The organism is Pseudomonas sp. GW458-11-26-14-LB4 (genome assembly GCF_059423925.1).
In genome coordinates this window covers 125587-144961 of sequence record NZ_JBWKYU010000006.1, presented here as the reverse complement: position 1 = coordinate 144961, position 19375 = coordinate 125587, and the positions used below count along the sequence as shown (strand labels likewise).

General features: G+C 60.0%; 13 protein-coding genes. 12 read left to right on the top strand and 1 reads right to left on the bottom strand.

Features of this window, described 5'->3' with window-relative positions:
* Positions 1-47 precede the first annotated feature (47 nt).
* The gene (locus AC07XZ_RS10165) at positions 48-4811 is read left to right on the top strand and encodes an RHS repeat domain-containing protein (protein WP_256590532.1); all 4764 of its coding nucleotides are present in this window, start codon (positions 48-50) and stop codon (positions 4809-4811) included.
* Between the two features lie 343 nt (positions 4812-5154).
* Complete coding sequence (locus AC07XZ_RS10160; RefSeq protein ID WP_102686783.1) at positions 5155-6645, top strand: leucine-rich repeat domain-containing protein; 1491 nt, start codon at positions 5155-5157, stop codon at positions 6643-6645.
* Between the two features lie 9 nt (positions 6646-6654).
* Here AC07XZ_RS10160 and queG read toward each other — a convergent pair whose 3' ends face one another.
* Positions 6655-7725: a tRNA epoxyqueuosine(34) reductase QueG gene (queG, locus tag AC07XZ_RS10155; RefSeq protein ID WP_085746503.1), complete on the bottom strand. Its 1071-nt coding sequence runs from the start codon at positions 7723-7725 to the stop codon at positions 6655-6657.
* Positions 7726-7788: 63 nt separating this feature from the next.
* Between queG and AC07XZ_RS10150 the strand changes: the two genes are divergently transcribed.
* From AC07XZ_RS10150 to AC07XZ_RS10105, 10 genes are all read left to right on the top strand, one after another.
* On the top strand, positions 7789-9288 hold the full coding sequence (locus tag AC07XZ_RS10150) for an NAD(P)H-hydrate dehydratase (protein WP_102686782.1): 1500 nt from the start codon (positions 7789-7791) through the stop codon (positions 9286-9288).
* Positions 9276-9746 (top strand): tRNA (adenosine(37)-N6)-threonylcarbamoyltransferase complex ATPase subunit type 1 TsaE, encoded by a 471-nt coding sequence (gene tsaE, locus AC07XZ_RS10145; protein WP_007950729.1) that lies wholly within the window; start codon positions 9276-9278, stop codon positions 9744-9746. The genes AC07XZ_RS10150 and tsaE overlap by 13 nt, the downstream gene beginning before the upstream one ends.
* A 51-nt stretch (positions 9747-9797) precedes the next feature.
* Positions 9798-11183: an N-acetylmuramoyl-L-alanine amidase gene (locus tag AC07XZ_RS10140; RefSeq protein WP_371857334.1), complete on the top strand. Its 1386-nt coding sequence runs from the start codon at positions 9798-9800 to the stop codon at positions 11181-11183.
* Complete coding sequence (gene mutL, locus AC07XZ_RS10135) at positions 11180-13087, top strand: DNA mismatch repair endonuclease MutL (protein ID WP_085746506.1); 1908 nt, start codon at positions 11180-11182, stop codon at positions 13085-13087. The genes AC07XZ_RS10140 and mutL overlap by 4 nt, the downstream gene beginning before the upstream one ends.
* Positions 13087-14058, top strand: coding sequence for a tRNA (adenosine(37)-N6)-dimethylallyltransferase MiaA (miaA, locus tag AC07XZ_RS10130; protein WP_085746507.1), 972 nt, complete (start codon positions 13087-13089; stop codon positions 14056-14058). The genes mutL and miaA overlap by 1 nt, the downstream gene beginning before the upstream one ends.
* A 93-nt stretch (positions 14059-14151) precedes the next feature.
* Entirely contained in the window at positions 14152-14412 is a 261-nt protein-coding gene (hfq, locus tag AC07XZ_RS10125) for an RNA chaperone Hfq (RefSeq protein ID WP_007902656.1), read from the top strand.
* Positions 14413-14424: 12 nt separating this feature from the next.
* The gene (hflX, locus tag AC07XZ_RS10120) at positions 14425-15726 is read left to right on the top strand and encodes a ribosome rescue GTPase HflX (protein WP_007950725.1); all 1302 of its coding nucleotides are present in this window, start codon (positions 14425-14427) and stop codon (positions 15724-15726) included.
* A 96-nt stretch (positions 15727-15822) separates the two neighbouring features.
* The gene (gene hflK / locus AC07XZ_RS10115) at positions 15823-16992 is read left to right on the top strand and encodes an FtsH protease activity modulator HflK (RefSeq protein ID WP_039766653.1); all 1170 of its coding nucleotides are present in this window, start codon (positions 15823-15825) and stop codon (positions 16990-16992) included.
* Entirely contained in the window at positions 16992-17861 is an 870-nt protein-coding gene (hflC, locus tag AC07XZ_RS10110) for a protease modulator HflC (protein ID WP_007950723.1), read from the top strand. Before hflK ends, hflC begins: the two co-directional genes overlap by 1 nt.
* Positions 17862-18174: 313 nt before the next feature.
* Positions 18175-19362: an ATP phosphoribosyltransferase regulatory subunit gene (locus tag AC07XZ_RS10105; protein ID WP_102686781.1), complete on the top strand. Its 1188-nt coding sequence runs from the start codon at positions 18175-18177 to the stop codon at positions 19360-19362.
* The last annotated feature ends 13 nt before the right edge of the window (positions 19363-19375 follow it).

The following is a 19375-nucleotide window of genomic DNA, read 5'->3' as shown; positions in this document are numbered from 1 at the left end:
CTTCTTGCGCAAACAGTTTGTCGCAAATAAATGACAGGATGTTAGTTATGAGTAACCACTCTCCGGAGTCCGTGCATTCGAATGCATTCAATTTTGGTGATTTTGTAGCCGGCGGGGTCGATCCCAGAACCGGCGTTTATACCTGTTCGTTATCCCTTGGGTCTATTCAGTCCGTCGACCTTAACGGCCCTTCATTCAATCTTGCGCTGAATTTCAATCCGTTGAATTCGCGCAATGCCGGTTATGGCGCTGGCTGGTCCTTGTCGATCACCCATTATGACTTGCGCAGTAAGGTTATGACGTTCTCCAGCGGCGAGCGCTACAAAGCTGTCGAGTCGCGGGGAGCCTTGCATTTCAAGGAAATGAAGCTGGAAAGCGCCAAGGTTCTGAAAACTGCTGATGGACGATACGAGATCCGATACAAGGATGGTCGACGTGAAGTGCTCAGGGTCCATGGGGCGACCAACATCGCGGTTCCCGAGACGATATTCGCAGCCAATGGCGTGAGTATTTCCCTGAAGTACAGGACGTTCAATGAGCAGCCGATGCTGATCGAGATCAGCGACTTCCAAAGAACGTTGCTCAAGATCGCCCGCAAAGACACAAGGGTGATTCTGACCCGGCATCCGGAGACGCCCTCCAGCGCTGAGTTTGCTCTGACGCTAAGAAACGATCAGGTCAACGCCATCGATTTGCCGGAAGGTGGGGGCTGGAAGCTGCAGTACGCAGACGGTTATCTGACCCGAGTTGAATCGCCCCTGGGTGCCGTGGAAAACATTCGCTACAAGGAAGTCGGCCATCTATTTCCGACCGTCGAGGGTGATCAAAGCCTGCCTTGCGTCATTGCCCACGATATTTACGCCAGATACGGGCAACCGAAGGTCAGCAAGATCTACACCTATTCGGACCATAATTACCTTGGGCACGGCGTTGCAGCGGATCCCCAGGACGATGGCGATCCTCTTTTCCGCGCCGTGGGGGGCTATCAGTACTCCAGCGAAGAGCGGCTGATTGTCGGGAACAAAGTCCACACCCGTATCAAGCGAACCTACAACAAGTTCCATTTGTTGATCTCCGAGGTGACCACTTGCGGTAATGCGCAAACAACAGTTGCAACGCGGTACTACTGTGACGTGAGACTGCCTTTCACCCAGCAGCCCGCGCAGTTCCGGATGCCTGAAGTCCAGACCCTGACTTACGAGGACCTGACGACAAAAGAGAAGCGTTCCGAGGCCTCTGTCACTGAATACGATGCCATCGGCAACCTGCTCAAACAGGTCGGGGCGGACGGGGTGACAACGCGATTTGAATACTATCCGGCGACCCAGACACCGGATTGTCCAGCGGATCCGCTGGAGTTTGTCCGCTTCCTGAAGCAAAAAACCGTGGCTCCCGCGACGGGTGGCGGTGCGTCCATCGTCACGCGTTATCGCTATGCCTTGCTCTCCGTGCTCAAGGGCGGGACGCTGGCCAGTGTGGTGCCTGTCGAGGAAAAATCTTTCGAGTGGGTCGCAGATCGCGAAGTTCTTCGTTCGACCCTTGCGCTGACTTATCTGGAAACACCGGACAACCCTCTTACACACGGCCTCCTGGAGCAGCAGAAGGTCACTCGCAACGGCACGACGACTTGTATCAAGCATGCCTACACGACCGACGATTTCTCCCTGCGGCTGAAGACAACCTTGCAGGGGGTCGACGGTACAGCGAGTTCGACCGAGCAAACGCTTTCCACCCTGAGTGGTTTGACGCTGTCCGAGCGCGATGCTGACGACAGTGTGGTTACATTCGAATACGACAAGCTTGGACGTCGTGTACGCAAGACGCTTGTCTCTGGCACGACGAATGTTGCTTCGTATCAATGGCGTCACGAAACGGCCAAGGTAGACGTGCCGGCCACGGTGGTTCTGACCGATCCGTCGGGAGGCATGCAAAAAGTTACCTATGACGCGTTGGGGAGGGTCATAGGCGTTGAAGAAAAGGATTGCGACAACCCGGATCCGGCAGGCTCATTTCCGATGCGAGTGGTCTATGCCGCGCTCCATGATCGGGTCGGACGACTGACTGAGCAGACCCGCACCGACTGGTGGGACGGTGTTGCACGTCCTGTGAAATCGCAGGTGTTTTACGACAACTGGGGTCAGATCAAGGAGACTCGCCATGCCGACGGGCGAGTCGAGTATAACGAATTCGACCCGGTGGCTCGCCAGCAGAAGCGCTGGCAGCAAGGCCTGGGTAAAACTGTCACTGTCTTCAATGCCTTCGGCAAGCCGGACAGCCTTGAAGTCTTCGACCTCAAGGCGCAAAGCCTTGGCAAAACCGTCTTTGAGTACGACGGATTGGGTCGAACGATCAGTCAAACCGACCCCGCCGGGAACAGGACCGGTTATGAGTACGATGCGTACGATCGACTGTTTCGCAGTGTTTTGCCGGACGGGCATGCGGTGCAGACCGATTTTGCCGTCCACAGCACCGAGGTTTTGCCGGTCGCGATCAGAGTCGCCGGGAAACTGTTGGGGCAGCAAGTCTTCGATGGTTTGAATCGGCTGACCGAGCTTTCGGTGGGCGGGCGCAAGTCAGTTGCAGTTTATCCGGCCGGCAAGACTCAGCCCACATCGCACACGAGTGCGGCAGGGGAAACGACCGAGTTTGTTTATTCATCGGGTCCGGGTGGCGCCTTGACTGAGCGCAAAGCGCTAACAGGAGGCGGAGGGCTTACCCGTTTCACCTACGATGAACGAAACGGCAGAATGGAAAGTTGCGTCGAGCAAGGACGTGAGAATCTGTTCGAGTACTTTCCGTCCGGGCGTCTGAAGTCGGAAACAACCCGCTTTGACGGGCAGCGCCGGACGACCTCCCATACCTACTCGCTGGCGGGGCGCCCTCTGGAACACGTGGACGTATCGGGCACGCGGCACAAAACCGAGTACGACATCTGGGGGCGCGAAACCTTGCACAGGCAAGGCCCGATAGAAACTCGATACTTCTATGGCAAGGCTGGTTTGCTTGAGCGGATCGAATCCCGGGATACCCTGTCCGGGCATCATATCCTCACGCATCTGACCTACGATGATATCGGTCGTGAGCTGACCCGCCGTTTTGAAGTCAACGGGTTACCCTCTCAAACGCTGAGCTCCAGTTACACCGTGACGGGCAAGCTGGCGCAGAAGGTTCTCAAACGCGGCTTCATGGTGTTGCGCGATGAGCGGTTTTCTTACGATGCACGCGGTCGACTCATCCAGTACGACTGTGAAGGGATCCAGCGACCGCGGGACCCTTATGGCAAGGAAATTATCCAGCAAACATTCACGTTCGATGCGCTGGATAACATTCTCTCCTTGCAAACCACGTTCCCTCTGGGTGTCAACGTGACGACGTTCAGTTTAAGCGAACAGGATCCGGCCCAGTTGGTCGGGGTTCAACATTCTCATGCCGACTATCCGGCACCGGTCACCCTGGAATACGACGCCAACGGCCGGATGATCAAGGACGATAAGGGCCGTACTCTGGCCTACGACACGTATGGCCGCCTGACTCAGGTTATCGATTCACGTGGGGAGGTCCTGCGTGGTTACCGATACGACGGCTTCGATCGGCTGGTCGAGCTGTCGCAATCCGGAAAGTCGGCGGTGCAGCGCTTCTATCACCACAACAAAATGAGCAACGAAGTCAGTGGTCCTGAATCACGCAGTGTCGTGCGACACGGCCGTCTGATATTGGGACAGCAGCAACTGGGAGCGAATGCGGGTATCCGGCTTTTCGGGGCTGACCAGCAGCAGAGCGTGCTGAGTCGCTCGCATGGCGAACAATCGCTCGACAGCGCCTACAGTCCCTACGGGCATCGGCCTGTCGAGGGAGGCCTGTTCAGTCAGGCGGGTTTCAATGGCGAGCAACTGGATGAGGTCACCGGTCTGTATCTGCTGGGCAATGGTTACCGGGCCTACAGCCCGACACTGATGCGCTTCATCAGCCCGGACAGCCTGAGTCCGTTCGATGCAGGCGGCTTGAATGCTTACGCGTATTGCCTTGGCGATCCGGTTAACCGAGTGGATCCTACGGGGCATGTTTCCTGGCAGTCGATTGCCGGGGTTGCGCTAGCAGCACTGGGGACTGCGGTGAGTTTTCTGACGCTGGGAGCGGCCTCGCCACTCGGTGTGCTGGCCATCGGGCTGGGAGTCGCCTCGGGTGTTACCGCTATCGCCAGCGAGCTGGCTCATGAACTGGCCCCGGATTCTTCGGCGGGTGACGTCCTTGGCTACATCAGTCTGGGACTTGGGTTGGCATCCCTTGGCGCCGGCCTGGCGGGTCAGGCTATCAAAGGTGCCAGCAGGTTGGCGGGGGCTTTCAAGTCAGGGTTGAGCACTAATCCTCGCGAGGCCGCCAGAGCCATGGCGAGTGGAATGGGGGGGCGAAGCACTTCGGGAACGAGCGCAGGTCCACGAAAATGGACATACAAGACACAGGGCTTCAGAGGGACGGTAGATGGTCAAAAAACAGGAAGAGGCGCCATTCCCGGCTTTGAAGACCTTGATGACATTTCAAGGGATAAATTCTTCCGTTTCAAGGATGCAATCAAGGACGGAGGAAAGTCTCCAAGCGAAGCTGCAAATGGTCTTGGGGGCAAGACTTATTACAATGAGATGGTCCCTTTCAAGTCTCCCAACCCGCGTCAGCTCCGCGACCCAGGTTACTTCAATGACACGGGTTACACGGAAATCAGGCTTAACCAGGCCACACGTCTGTTTTTCTTTGCGAACCATGACACCCGGACGGTAACCATGCATGCGTTTGGTCATACCGTTCGAGGCGCTTGATGGGCCTGGCGTGCCATGGCCGGGAGGGCAGCGCCCACTCGTGCTTTTGCCGGATACACTCTGAGGAATGATCCGGTCGCGCCTTCGGTGGTTCCAAGAGGAATCGCTGAAGGCGCCTTTTCTCTTTAATTTACTGATCAGGCAATCAACGCGCCTCCAGGCTGCAGTGTGAGCATGCAGGCTCATGCGGTAGACATATGTACGACAGTGCGCAGCAAGCACGGCGGTATGATGGTTTTTCGAGGGCCAGACAATTCAGGTTTGGCTGACTGACCTGCGCGTTCGATACGGTTCGCGTAGAACTCCGTTATCAGTGCAACCCAATCTCAAGGATGAGAGTTTCATGGCTGACAAATCACCCAGGATCAAACCTGGCTCCAGCAAAATAAATGACTCTGCTGCCGATGGTTCTCATCGTGTGCCCAGAGGGGATTCTCCCCTCTCAGCCCTGCCGCATCGCCCGGATCCGCGACCGTCTCTTTTCCTGCCGGATCCTGTCACGACGGCGCAGATAACCAATCCCAGGCCGAGCGTGGAGCTTTTCGCGATCAATGAAGTAGCGGGAGTTGCCTCGCCCACTTCTTTCGCGGACTACCGGGTGCCCGCCCGAAAAAATCTCGGCGAGGTCGATGCGCAGGGCGTTCGGGAGTTCAAGCAGCGCCAGTATGTGGCTGTTTCCGACGATCATTTCGTACAAGTGGTTCGGGATACCGAAAGCGGCCTTTTTCGCGCGACGGTCGCCAGAGAACTCAAGGCTTCCGGTCCGCTGATGGAGCCGGACGCCGAGGGCAGGTACTGGCACCCTATAGCATCAGGGAACCCGTTGGATCGAGGCGATGCCCCGTCGGGGCTGGCGCGCAATGTAGATGAGCGTCTGGCAGCGTTGTTTCCGACCATGGCCCAGGATGCTCGGACTTCCATGCACCGCGAGCGATTGACGGGTGATCCGCTGCTGGCAGTGGCCCGGCTGGAAGCGGAATACTTCACTCTGTTGAAGGATCTTGGCGCGTGGGCCGGGCAGGTGCCGTCCCGGCACCCGGTCACGGGGTTGCCCCTGACAAGTACCGAGATTGGCGTGCAGAGAACAAGCCGAGAGCGTTTTGCACAGGAACTTCAGGACAATTGGTCCCGGAAGGCAACCAGCGCCAATCCGTATTCGCCATCGACGCTGGATTACGATCTCGATGTACTTGGCAGCCTGCCTCGTTTGTCGGCGGATTTCAGCCATGTTCGCGAGTTGAGTCTGACCAGCACTGCCCCGTTGGAAGACAGCGCCTTTCTCGCGAGTTTTCCGGGTGTGCGGTATCTCACCCTGTCGGGCTTTGCCCTGAAATCGTTTCCCGTTGAGGTTTACCAGATGAGGGAACTGGTGACGCTGACCTTGGACAACTGTGACATACGGCTCACCGAAGCCAGCGTCGAAGGCCTCGCCCACATTGAACAACTGAAGCTGCTGGACTTGAGCAACAACCCGCTCGGGCTGTCGCCCGACCTCAGATTCATGAGGCGCCTGGACAGTCTTTATCTCTCGGATACGGGGCTGAACGAGGTGCCTGTCGGGCTATTTGAAAGCGAAAGCCTGGCATTTTCCGATCTGCGCAATAACGAAATTGAACACTTGCCAGACGAACTTTTTGAGGTGCCGGATATTCAACAGGTCAATTTTAACTTTCGAAACAATCCGCTGGATGAGGCCACTCTGCAGCGAGTCAGTGCCTATATCGAGGCCGCTGGCCTGGATAGGAGAGTCCTGATTCAAGTTGATGGAGAAAACCAGATACAACCGCAGATTTTAGACTTCGAAGGTGAGGACAGTGGTGTGGAGAGTTCGTGAGTGAGGGCATCACGTACTTTCATCGAGATGCTGGCGCAACGCCCACTCCACATGTTCTCTAACCAACTCTGACGGATGATCCCGTCGCGCCTTCAATGCTTCCAGCACCGGAATCGTTGAAGGCGCGTTGCCCAATCCCACCGCCAGATTGCGCAGCCAACGCTCGTAACCCGCGCGGCGCAACGGCGAACCCTCGGTGCTGCTGAGGAATTTGTCTTCATCCCACAAGAACAGCTCGGCCAGTTCGGCATTGTCCAGATTGTGCCGTGGCTTGAAATCGCTTTCGCCGGACGGGCGGGCGAAGCGGTTCCACGGGCAGCAGATCTGGCAATCGTCGCAGCCGAACACCCGGTTGCCGATCAGCGGTCGCAGGTCTTCGGGGATGGCGTTTTTCAGTTCGATGGTCAGGTAGGAAATGCAGCGTCGCGCGTCCAGCACATACGGGCCGACGAAGGCGTTGGTCGGGCAGATGTCGAGGCACGCGGTGCAGCGTCCGCAGTGTTCGGTGCTGTGGGGTTCATCCACCGGCAGGGGCAGGTCGACGAACAGCTCACTGAGAAAGAAGTAACTGCCGGCCTTGCGGTTCAGCACCAGGGTGTTTTTACCGATCCAGCCCAGCCCGGCCTGTTCGGCGATGGCCTTTTCCAGCACCGGCGCACTGTCGACGAAGGCGCGGAAGCCGAACGGGCCGATCTCGGATTGAATCCTGTCCGCCAGTTGTTGAACGCGTTTACGGATCAACTTGTGATAATCGCGGCCCAAGGCATAACGCGAGATGTAGGCCTTTTCCGGTTTTGCCAGCAATTGCGCCATTTGCGTGTCGCCCGGCAGGTAGTCCATGCGCAGTGAGACTACGCGCAAGGTGCCCGGCACCAGCTCTTCGGGGTGCGAGCGTTTGCTGCCGTGGGCGCCCATGTAATCCATTTCGCCGTGGTAGCCGGCCTCGAGCCAGCGTTGCAGGTGCTGCTCATGCTCGGCCAGATCCAGACCGCTGATGCCGACTTGCTGGAAGCCCAGCTCGCGGCCCCAGTCCTTGATGGATTGGGCGAGGGCAGGCAGATCTGTGGTGATGGCGGACATGAGGCGAGAGAAACCGGAGCTGAGGTGCGTATAATTCTGCCAGACATCGGAGCCCGAAGACGCATGCCGCACACTAAAGATCAATTACCCGACGCGCTGTACCGTGCCGCGCAGGTGCGCGAACTCGACGCACGGCTGATCGCCGCCGGCACGCCGGGCTTCGAATTGATGCAGCGTGCCGCCCATGCCACCTGGCGCGCACTGGTACGCCAATGGCCGGCCGCGAATGAATTGACGGTGCTGGCCGGGCACGGCAACAACGCCGGCGATGGTTATCTGGTGGCGGCGCTGGCCCACCGTGCGGGTTGGCAGGTTCAGGTACTGGCTGTCGGCGACCCGCAACGTTTGAAGGGCGATGCCGCCGTGGCTCACGCCGAAGCCGTGGCTGACGGCGTTTCGATTGCAGCATGGGATCTGTCCTGCGAGTTGCGCGGTATCGTCGTTGACGCGTTGCTCGGCACCGGCCTGAGCGGCGACGTGCGTGAGCCCTATGCCGCTGCGATCGCGGCGATCAATGCCAGCAGACTGCCGGTGGTGGCGGTCGATATTCCTTCCGGATTGTGCGCCGACACTGGTCATGCGCTGGGTGATGCGGTGCGCGCTGACCTCACCGTGACTTTCATCGGCCTGAAGCTCGGGCTGTTCACGGGCGCGGCGGCGGATCACGTCGGCGAACTGCTGTTTAACGATCTGCAGGCCTCGGCCGAAAACTTCACTGACATTCCAGCCGCCGCTCAACGTCTCAACGCGATTAACCTGCCGCGTCTGGCGGCCCGTACGCCGGCGGCGCACAAGGGGCGTTTCGGCCATGTGCTGCTGATCGGCGGCGATCACGGCTTTGGCGGGGCAATTCTGTTGAGCACCGAAAGTGCTTTGCGCAGTGGCGCCGGTATGGTGTCACTTGCGACCCGTCCGGAACATGTGCCGGCGGCGTTGAGCCGGGTGCCGGAAGCCATGGCGCTGGGCACCTCTTCAGCCAATCAGTTGATGGGGCTACTGGAAAAAGTGTCCGTGCTGGTGGTCGGGCCGGGGCTTGGGCAGGCGAGTTGGGGGCGGGCGCTGTTGTCGGCCGCTGCCAATGCCTCGCTGCCGCAGGTATGGGATGCCGACGCACTGAACCTGCTGGCCTCCGGTTTTGTCAGTCTGCCCAATGATTGCGTGATCACGCCGCATCCGGGTGAGGCGGCGCGGCTGCTGGGGATCAGCACCGCCGAGGTGCAGGCCGATCGTCCAGCGGCGGCGCTGGCATTGAGCAAAAAATATACAGCGGTGGTGGTGCTCAAAGGCGCAGGCAGTCTGATTGCTCATCCCGATGGTCGTCTGGCGCTGTGTCATCAAGGCCATCCGGCCATGGCCACCGCCGGGCTCGGCGATGTATTGGCCGGTCTGATCGGCGCGCTGCTGGCCCAGGACATGAAAGCTTTCGACGCGGCTTGTCTGGCGGTCTGGCTGCACGCCAACGCTGGGGCGCAACAAGGTAAATTCGGCCGTGGGCTGGCGGCCAGTGATCTGATTCCAGCCATTCGTCAGTTGTTGGAGGAGCATGCACCGTGTCTGAAGTAACCCTGTACCTGGCCGATGAACAGGCCATGAGCGACTTTGGCGCACGCATCGCCCGTATCACCCAGGGCCATGGTCTGATCTTTCTCGAAGGCAACCTCGGGATGGGCAAAACCACGCTGTCGCGGGGCATCATTCGCGGCCTGGGGCACGTCGGGGCGGTGAAAAGTCCGACCTTCACGTTGGTCGAGCCCTACGAGATCGGTGACGTCCGGGCGTTTCACTTCGACCTGTATCGCCTGGTCGATCCGGAAGAGCTGGAGTTTCTCGGGATTCGCGACTATTTCGAAGACGACGCCCTGTGCCTGATCGAATGGCCCGATAAAGGTGCAGGCTTTTTGCCAAAGCCTGACCTGACCATTACCATTAGCCCGCAAGACAGCGGACGTTCGCTGACCATTTTATCCCAGGGCTCGCGCGGCGAGGCCTGGTGTGCCGCTTTGGCATTGGAAACCAATTGAATGATGGGGTTAGGTATGCGCTTTCGCGCGTTGGTGGCTGCCGCTGGACTGATGTTGATGGCAGTAACCGTCAACGCTGTGGCCGAGACGAAGGTCAACAGCGTGCGCCTGTGGCGGGCGCCGGACAACACGCGACTGGTGTTCGACCTGACAGGCCCGGTGCAACACAGCGTCTTCACGCTGACCGCGCCGGATCGTCTGGTGATCGACATCAACGGCGCCACCCTCGGCGCGCCGCTGAATGTGCAGACCGCCAATACGCCGATCACCGCCATGCGCTCGGCCCAACGTACGCCGACCGACCTGCGGGTGGTCATCGACCTGAAAAAAGCCGTCACCCCGAAAAGTTTCTCGCTGGCGCCGAATGCGCAATATGGCAACCGTCTGGTGGTCGATCTGTTCGACAACCCGGCTGACGCCGCACCACCGCCGACACCTGCGCCGACCCCAACGGTTGCGACCGTGCCTGCGGTGCCGGTCACCCCGGCCGAGCCTGCGATCAAACTGCCACCGGCCCCGGCCGGCAAGCGCGACATCATTGTGGTGATCGACGCCGGCCACGGTGGCGAAGACCCGGGTGCGTCCGGTTCTCGCGGTCAGCGCGAGAAAGACGTGGTACTGCAGATCGCCCGCGAGTTGCAGCGTCAGGTCAACGGCATGAAAGGCTTCCGCGCCGAACTGACCCGTACCGGCGACTACTTCATCCCGCTGCGCGGCCGTACCGAGATTGCTCGCAAGAAGGGCGCAGACCTGTTCGTCTCGATCCACGCCGACGCCGCGCCGTCTGCGGCCGCGTTCGGTGCGTCGGTGTTCGCCCTGTCCGACCGTGGCGCCACTTCGGAAACCGCCCGTTGGCTGGCCGACAGCGAAAACCGTTCCGACCTGATCGGCGGTGCCGGCAACGTCAGTCTCGATGACAAGGACCGGATGCTGGCCGGCGTTCTGCTCGACCTGTCGATGACCGCCTCGCTGACCTCCAGCCTCAACGTCGGCCAGAAAGTCCTGACCAACATTGGCCGGGTCACCCCGCTGCACAAACAGCGCGTGGAACAGGCCGGGTTCATGGTGCTGAAATCGCCGGACATCCCGTCGATCCTGGTGGAAACCGGCTTCATCTCCAACGCCAACGAAGCAAACAAACTCTCGGCAGCGAGCCACCAGCAGGCGCTGGCGCGTTCGATCAGCAGCGGCGTGCGTCAGTTCTTCCAGCAGAATCCGCCACCGGGCACTTACATCGCCTGGCTGCGTGATTCGGGCAAGATTGCTCAGGGGCCGCGTGATCACCGGGTAGGTCCGGGTGAAACCGTGGCGATGATTGCCGTGCGTTACCAGATTTCGCCGGCCACGTTGCGCAGCGCCAACAATCTGAAAAGCGATGATCTGAAAGTCGGTCAGCACCTGACCATTCCCGGCACCGAACTGGCGTCCAAAGAATGAATCAGGTCCTGAACGCTGCGCGCATCGAACTGCTCAGCCCGCGGCTGGCGAACCAGATCGCCGCCGGTGAGGTGGTCGAACGCCCGGCCTCGGTGATCAAGGAGCTGCTGGAAAACAGCCTCGACTCCGGCGCCAAACGTATCGACGTCGATGTTGAACAGGGCGGCGTCAAACTGCTGCGTGTGCGTGACGACGGCAGCGGTATTTCCGCCGATGACCTGCCGCTGGCCCTGGCGCGTCACGCCACCAGCAAGATCCGCAACCTGGAAGACCTTGAGCAAGTAATGAGCCTGGGTTTCCGGGGCGAGGCTTTGGCATCGATCAGCTCCGTGGCACGTCTGACCCTGACCTCGCGCACCCGAGATGCCGATCAGGCCTGGCAGGTCGAGACCGAAGGCCGTGACATGGCGCCCCGCGTGCAGCCGGCGGCGCACCCGGTCGGCACGTCGGTGGAAGTCCGTGACCTGTTCTTCAACACCCCGGCGCGACGCAAATTCCTCAAGACTGAAAAAACCGAATTCGATCACCTGCAAGAAGTGATCAAGCGTCTGGCGCTGGCGCGTTTCGACGTGGCGTTCCATCTGCGTCACAACGGCAAGACCATCCTCAGCCTGCACGAAGCCCACGATGACGCGGCGCGCGCACGGCGTGTGGCGGCGATCTGCGGTTCGGGCTTCCTTGAGCAGGCGTTGCCGATCGAGATCGAGCGCAATGGCCTGCATTTGTGGGGTTGGGTCGGTCTGCCGACTTTCAACCGCAGTCAGGCGGACTTGCAGTATTTCTTCGTCAACGGCCGTGCGGTGCGCGACAAACTGGTGGCCCACGCGGTGCGTCAGGCTTATCGCGATGTGCTGTTCAATGGCCGGCACCCGACGTTCGCGCTGTTTTTCGAGGTCGACCCGGCAGCAGTAGACGTCAACGTACACCCGACCAAACACGAAGTGCGCTTCCGTGACGGGCGCATGGTGCATGACTTCCTTTATGGCACCTTGCACCGTGCCCTCGGCGATGTGAGGCCGGAAGATCAGCTTGCCGGTTCGGTCACCACCGCGATCGTCCGGCCAACCGGCCTTGAAGCCGGTGAGTTCGGGCCGCAGGGCGAAATGCGTCTGGCGGCCAATGCGTTGCTGGAGCAACCGCAGGCGCAACCGGCGTTCAATACCTCGTCGGGTGCCAGCGCTGGCGGGGCTTATCAGTATCAATACACGCCGCGTCCGCAATCGAGCGTGCCGGTAGCCGAGGCCCAGGCCGCGTACCGCGAGTTTTTTGCGCCGCTGCCCGAGGCCAACGCCAATGCATTGCCAGCCGGTCAGGAAGACATTCCGCCGCTGGGCTATGCGCTGGCGCAGCTCAAGGGCATCTACATTCTGTCCGAGAACGCCCAAGGCCTGGTTTTGGTGGACATGCACGCCGCTCACGAGCGCATCATGTACGAGCGTCTGAAGATCGCCATGGCCAGCGAAGGCCTTAGCGGTCAGCCTTTGCTGGTGCCGGAATCCCTGGCGGTCAGTCAGCGCGAGGCCGATTGCGCCGAAGAACATGCGGCGTGGTTCCAGCGCCTCGGTTTTGAATTGCAGCGCCTTGGCCCGGAAACCCTGGCCATCCGGCAGATTCCGGCCCTGCTCAAGCAGGCCGAAGCCAACCGTCTGGTGGGTGATGTGCTGTCGGACTTGATGGAATACGGCACCAGCGACCGGATCCAGGCACATCTGAACGAATTGCTCGGCACCATGGCCTGCCACGGCGCGATCCGCGCCAACCGGCGCCTGGCCCTGCCGGAAATGAACGGCCTGCTGCGCGACATGGAAAATACCGAGCGCAGCGGTCAATGCAACCATGGCCGACCGACCTGGACCCAACTGGGCCTGGACGATCTGGACAAACTGTTCCTGCGCGGTCGTTGATGAGCCAGCTTCCTCCAGCGATTTTCCTGATGGGCCCGACCGCTGCGGGCAAGACCGATCTGGCCATCGAGCTGACCAAGGTACTGCCGTGCGAGCTGATCAGCGTCGATTCGGCGCTGGTCTATCGCGGCATGGACATCGGCACCGCCAAACCGTCCAAAGAACTGCTGGCCGAGTTTCCGCACCGGTTGATCGACATTCTCGACCCGGCCGAAGCCTATTCGGCAGCGGATTTCCGCCGCGATGCGCTCCAGGCCATGGCCGAGATCACCGCACGCGGAAAAATTCCGCTGCTGGTGGGCGGCACGATGCTCTATTACAAGGCTTTGATCGAAGGTCTGGCGGACATGCCGGCGGCCGATCCCGAGGTTCGCGCGCAAATCGAAGAAGAGGCTGCACGCCTTGGCTGGCAGGCCCTGCACGATCAACTGGCGGTCATCGATCCGGAGTCTGCGGCACGCATTCATCCGAACGATCCACAACGACTGAGTCGTGCGCTGGAAGTTTACCGGGTCAGCGGTCAGAGCATGACTGAACTGCGGCTGAAACAATCTGTACAAAGTACCGAAGCGGCCGCATCGGGACTGCAACAATTGCCCTATACTGTCGCGAACCTGGCGATTGCTCCAACTAATCGGCAGGTACTGCACGAGCGCATTAAACAAAGATTCACAAATATGCTGGAACAGGGATTCATCGACGAGGTCGTAGCCCTGCGTAATAGAAGTGACCTGCATGCCGGGTTGCCGTCTATACGTGCGGTAGGCTACCGCCAGGTCTGGGACTTCCTGGATGGCAAGCTGACGTCGGCCGAGATGCAGGAGCGGGGCATCATCGCCACGCGCCAATTGGCCAAACGCCAGTTCACCTGGCTGCGCAGCTGGAAAGATTTACACTGGCTCGACAGTCTGGATTGCGACAATCTGCCACGCGCCTTGAAATACCTTGGGACGATCTCCATATTGAGCTGAGTCCTTGCAATTGCCGTCTATCCTTGGGGGTGTGGCGGCAAAAGCCATCTGTTTACCTATTTTTTATATTGAATCCTTAAAGGAGTGCGGCACATGTCAAAAGGGCATTCGCTACAAGACCCTTACTTGAATACTTTACGTAAAGAGAAAGTGGGGGTTTCCATCTACCTGGTGAACGGGATCAAACTGCAAGGCACGATCGAGTCGTTCGACCAGTTCGTTATCCTGCTGAAGAACACCGTCAGCCAGATGGTTTACAAACACGCTATCTCTACAGTCGTGCCGGTTCGTCCAATTCGTCTGCCAAGCGCAACCGAATCCGAAGCAGGTGACGCTGAGCCAGGTAACGCCTGATAGGAGTCTCCTTTGTTCTTTGAGCGCCACGGTGGTGGTGAACGAGTCATCCTCGTTCACTTGGATGGACAGGACCCTGAGGCGCGCGAAGATCCGCAGGAGTTTCAGGAACTGGCAAATTCGGCTGGCGCCGAGACCGTTGCGTTTTTTAACGTGCCGCGTCATCGGCCAACCGCCAAATACCTGATTGGCAGCGGCAAGGTCGAGGAACTGCGCGACCTGGTCCACGCCGAAGAAGCCGATCTGGTGATCTTCAATCACGTCCTCACGCCCAGTCAGGAACGTAACCTCGAACGTGTTTTCGAGTGTCGCGTGATCGACCGTACCGGTCTGATTCTCGATATTTTCGCCCAACGCGCCCGTACCCATGAGGGCAAGCTCCAGGTAGAACTGGCCCAGCTTGACCACATGAGCACCCGGCTGGTTCGCGGCTGGACTCACCTTGAGCGTCAAGGTGGTGGTATCGGCATGCGCGGCCCGGGTGAAACCCAGCTCGAAACCGACCGGCGACTGCTGCGGGTTCGCCTGCGCCAGATCAAGGGCCGTCTGGAAAAAGTGCGCAGCCAGCGCGAACAGTCGCGTCGTGGCCGCTCGCGTGCGGATATCCCTACCGTGTCTCTGGTGGGATACACCAACGCCGGCAAGTCCACGCTGTTCAATAACGTGACCAAGTCCGACGTGTACGCGGCTGACCAGCTGTTCGCCACGCTCGACCCGACCCTGCGCCGTCTGGATCTGGACGACCTGGGGCCGATTGTCCTGGCCGACACGGTAGGGTTCATCCGCCACTTGCCACACAAACTGGTCGAGGCATTTCGGTCTACGCTCGAAGAGTCGAGCAACTCCGATCTGCTGCTGCACGTGATCGATGCGGCCGAACCGGATCGCATGTTGCAGATCGAGCAGGTGATGGTAGTGCTGGGCGAGATCGGTGCCCAGGACTTGCCGATCCTCGAGGTCTATAACAAACTCGATTTGCTTGAAGGCGTTGAGCCACAAATCCAGCGCGATGAAAACGGCAAGCCCCAGCGGGTCTGGCTGTCTGCGCGTGATGGCACCGGTCTGGAATTGCTCGAGCAGGCGATTGCCGAGTTGTTGGGCAGCGACCTGTTCGTGGGAACCTTGCGCCTGCCTCAGCGGTTCGCGCGTCTGCGTGCGCAGTTCTTCGAACTGGGCGCGGTACAGAAAGAAGAACACGACGAAGAAGGGGTCAGCTTGCTGGCCGTTCGATTGCCACGCTCGGAGCTCAATCGACTGGTGAGTCGTGAAGGCGTTGTGCCGACGGAGTTCATCGAGCAACACACTTTGCAATAAAAGCCTGGCAAAGCGGTTGTGCCGCAACGGCAGGCATTCTGTAGCATTGGTCGGCGCGCCGTGGGTGCGTCTTTGCTTTATCAGATGGAGAGCGCTATGGCTTGGAATGAGCCGGGTGGCAACTCGAACAATCAGGATCCTTGGGGTGGCAAGCGTCGCAACAACGGCGACCGCAAGGGGCCGCCGGATCTCGACGAGGCCTTCCGAAAGCTGCAGGAAAGCCTGAACGGGTTGTTCGGTGGTGGAAAAAAACGCGGTGATGACGGTGGTGGCTCGGGCAAGAGCGGCGGCTTCGGCGGCCTGCTCGGCATCGGCCTTGTCGTGCTGGCGGCCGTCTGGCTGTATAGCGCGGTATATGTCGTGGACGAGCAGGAGCAAGCCGTGGTGCTGCGCTTCGGCAAGTACTACGAGACTGTCGGTCCCGGCCTGAACATCTACTTCCCGCCGATCGACAAGAAGTACATGGAGAACGTCACGCGTGAGCGTGCCTACACCAAGCAGGGCCAGATGCTGACCGAAGACGAGAACATCGTCGAAGTGCCGCTGACCGTGCAGTACAAGATCAGCAACCTGCAGGACTTCGTGCTGAACGTCGACCAGCCGGAAATCAGCCTGCAACATGCGACCGACAGTGCGCTGCGCCACGTGGTGGGTTCCACCGCGATGGACCAGGTGCTGACCGAAGGTCGTGAGCTGATGGCCAGCGAGATCAAGGAGCGTCTGCAACGCTTCCTCGATACCTATCGCACCGGTATCACCGTCACCCAGGTCAACGTACAGAGCGCAGCGGCACCGCGTGAAGTGCAGGAAGCCTTCGATGACGTGATCCGCGCCCGTGAAGACGAGCAGCGTTCGCGCAACCAGGCTGAAACCTACGCCAACGGCGTGGTGCCAGAAGCCCGTGGTCAGGCCCAGCGCATCCTCGAAGATGCCAACGGTTACCGTGACGAAACGGTCTCGCGGGCCAAGGGTGAGGCGGATCGCTTCACCAAGCTGGTTGCCGAGTATCGCAAGGCGCCCGAGGTCACTCGTCAGCGTCTATATCTGGACACCATGCAGGAAGTCTTCAGCAGCACCAGCAAGGTTCTCGTGACCGGCAACAAGAACGGCCAGAGCAACCTGCTTTACCTGCCGCTGGACAAGATGATTCAGAACAGTTCGGGCAGCAATGCACCGGTCACCGGTTCGGCTGCCGCCAGCAACAACACGGACGTCACGCCGCATGTCACTGACGTGCCGCAGTCGCGCACAAGGGAGACCCGCTGATGAGCAATAAATCGCTGATCGCCCTGATCGTTGGCGTTGTCGTGGTACTGGTTGGCTGGAACTGCTTCTACATCGTTGCTCAGACCGAGCGCGCGGTGTTGCTGCAATTCGGTCGCGTGGTTCAGGCTGACGTTCAGCCGGGTCTGCATGTGAAGGTTCCTTACGTTAACCAGGTGCGTAAATTCGACGCGCGTCTGATGACGCTGGATGCACCGACACAACGCTTCCTGACGCTGGAAAAGAAAGCCGTGATGGTCGATGCCTACGCCAAGTGGCGCGTTAAAGATGCCGAGCGCTTCTACACCGCAACGTCCGGCCTCAAGCAGATCGCCGACGAGCGTCTGTCCCGTCGTCTGGAATCGGGCCTGCGTGACCAGTTTGGTAAACGCACCCTGCACGAAGTGGTATCCGGTGAGCGCGATGCGCTGATGGCCGATATCACCGCGTCGCTGAACAAGATGGCGGAGAAAGAGCTGGGTATCGAAGTGGTCGATGTCCGGGTCAAGGCCATCGATCTGCCGAAAGAAGTGAACCGCAGCGTGTTCGAACGTATGAGCACCGAGCGTGAGCGTGAAGCTCGCGAGCACCGCGCCAAGGGTAACGAGCTGGCCGAAGGCATCCGTGCCGACGCCGATCGTCAACGCCGCGTGCTGCTGGCTGAAGCCTATCGTGAATCCGAAGAGATTCGCGGTGACGGTGATGCCCAGGCTGCTGCGATCTACTCCAAGGCCTACGGTCAGGATCAGGAGTTCTACGGTTTCTACCGTAGCCTGCGTGCCTACCGTGAAAGCTTCGCGAACAAATCCGACGTCCTGGTCCTCGACCCAAGCAGCGACTTCTTCCGTTACCTGGAAAAGTCCAAGCCTTGATACGACGTTGACCTGAATCATTCCGCCCGGCGGCTAAAACCTCGGGCGGGGTGATCCTTTGGGAAAACGTGTGTATGATGCGGCAGCCGGGAAATTCCCGGCTTTTTTGCGTCTGCACGTTTGATTGCTGTTTTTGTTGCAGAAGATCGGGTTGAATGGCCCGACAGTTTTTCGAGGAAAGTGATGGGCGAAGCCGGTAACAGGCCTTTCGCCGCGTCGTTCATGCGCGTGCGTTTTGAACGGGCCGGTCATTTTCTGCTTCACTCAAGGCTCGCCCTCGGGCTGGCCGCCCGGATCTAAGGGGAATGGCGTAATGGCAACGGTAGACCGCTGGCTGCTGCCAGATGGCATCGAAGAAGTACTGCCACCGGAAGCGGCGCGCATTGAAGTCGCGCGTCGTCAGGTGTTGGATCTGTTCCAGAGCTGGGGTTACGAGTTTGTCGTGACTCCCCATATCGAGTACCTGGAATCCCTGCTGACCGGCGCGGGCCAGGACCTGGATCTGCGTACCTTCAAGGTCATCGACCCGCAATCGGGCCGGCAGATGGGGTTCCGTGCCGACATCACGCCGCAAGTGGCGCGCATCGATGCGCACACCCTGCGTCGCGAAGGCCCGAGCCGTCTGTGCTACGCCGGCAGCGTGCTGCATGCCCAGCCGCGTGCCTTGTCGTCCTCGCGCAGCCCGATCCAGCTGGGTGCCGAGTTGTACGGCGATGCCAGCCCGAGCAGCGACGTCGAAGTCATCAGCCTGATGCTGGCGATGCTGCAACTGGCCGATGTGCCGGACGTGCACATGGACCTCGGGCATGTCGGCATCTACCGCGGTCTGGCCCAGGCGGCCGGTCTGTCGGGTGAAGTCGAGCAGCAGTTGTTCGATGCGTTGCAACGCAAGGCCATCGACGAGGTCATTACCTTGACCGAAGGCCTGCCGGCCGATCTGTCCGGCATGCTGCGCGCGCTGGTCGACCTGTGCGGCGGCCGTGAAGTCCTGACCGCTGCCCGCGAGCGTCTGGCCAATGCGCCGGCCCCGGTACTGGCGGCACTGGAAGACTTGCTGGCGATCGCCGAGCGTCTGTCGGCGCGCTTCCCGGAGCTGCCGCTGTACTTCGATCTGGGCGAGTTGCGCGGTTACCACTACCACACCGGTGTGGTGTTCGCGGTGTTCGTGCCGGGCGTTGGCCAGTCCATCGCTCAGGGCGGTCGTTACGACGACATCGGCGCCGACTTCGGTCGCGCCCGTCCGGCCACCGGCTTCTCCACCGATTTGAAAACCCTGGTGACCCTGGGGCGTGCTGAGATCGAGCTACCGTCTGGCGGTATCTGGATGCCTGACAGTACGGATGCGGCACTCTGGCAGCAGGTTTGCCAGTTGCGCAGTGAGGGTCAGCGTGTCGTTCAGGCATTGCCTGGACAACCTTTGGCCGCCGCCCGTGATGCGGACTGCGACCGGCAATTGATCCAGCAGAACGGGCTTTGGCAAGTATCGCCACTGGCTTCTTGAGTTTTCCTGCCGG

Bases quoted from the DNA above. Each gene is read 5' to 3' on its own strand.
- hflK (WP_039766653.1), top strand. From the start codon at position 15,823: ATGGCTTGGAATGAGCCGGGTGGCAACTCGAACAATCAGGATCCTTGG.
- mutL (WP_085746506.1), top strand. From the start codon at position 11,180: ATGAATCAGGTCCTGAACGCTGCGCGCATCGAACTGCTCAGCCCGCGG.
- AC07XZ_RS10165 (WP_256590532.1), top strand. From the start codon at position 48: ATGAGTAACCACTCTCCGGAGTCCGTGCATTCGAATGCATTCAATTTT.
- AC07XZ_RS10160 (WP_102686783.1), top strand. From the start codon at position 5,155: ATGGCTGACAAATCACCCAGGATCAAACCTGGCTCCAGCAAAATAAAT.
- queG (WP_085746503.1), bottom strand. From the start codon at position 7,725: ATGTCCGCCATCACCACAGATCTGCCTGCCCTCGCCCAATCCATCAAG.
- AC07XZ_RS10150 (WP_102686782.1), top strand. From the start codon at position 7,789: ATGCCGCACACTAAAGATCAATTACCCGACGCGCTGTACCGTGCCGCG.
- AC07XZ_RS10105 (WP_102686781.1), top strand. From the start codon at position 18,175: ATGGCAACGGTAGACCGCTGGCTGCTGCCAGATGGCATCGAAGAAGTA.
- miaA (WP_085746507.1), top strand. From the start codon at position 13,087: ATGAGCCAGCTTCCTCCAGCGATTTTCCTGATGGGCCCGACCGCTGCG.
- hflC (WP_007950723.1), top strand. From the start codon at position 16,992: ATGAGCAATAAATCGCTGATCGCCCTGATCGTTGGCGTTGTCGTGGTA.
- hfq (WP_007902656.1), top strand. From the start codon at position 14,152: ATGTCAAAAGGGCATTCGCTACAAGACCCTTACTTGAATACTTTACGT.
- AC07XZ_RS10140 (WP_371857334.1), top strand. From the start codon at position 9,798: ATGTTGATGGCAGTAACCGTCAACGCTGTGGCCGAGACGAAGGTCAAC.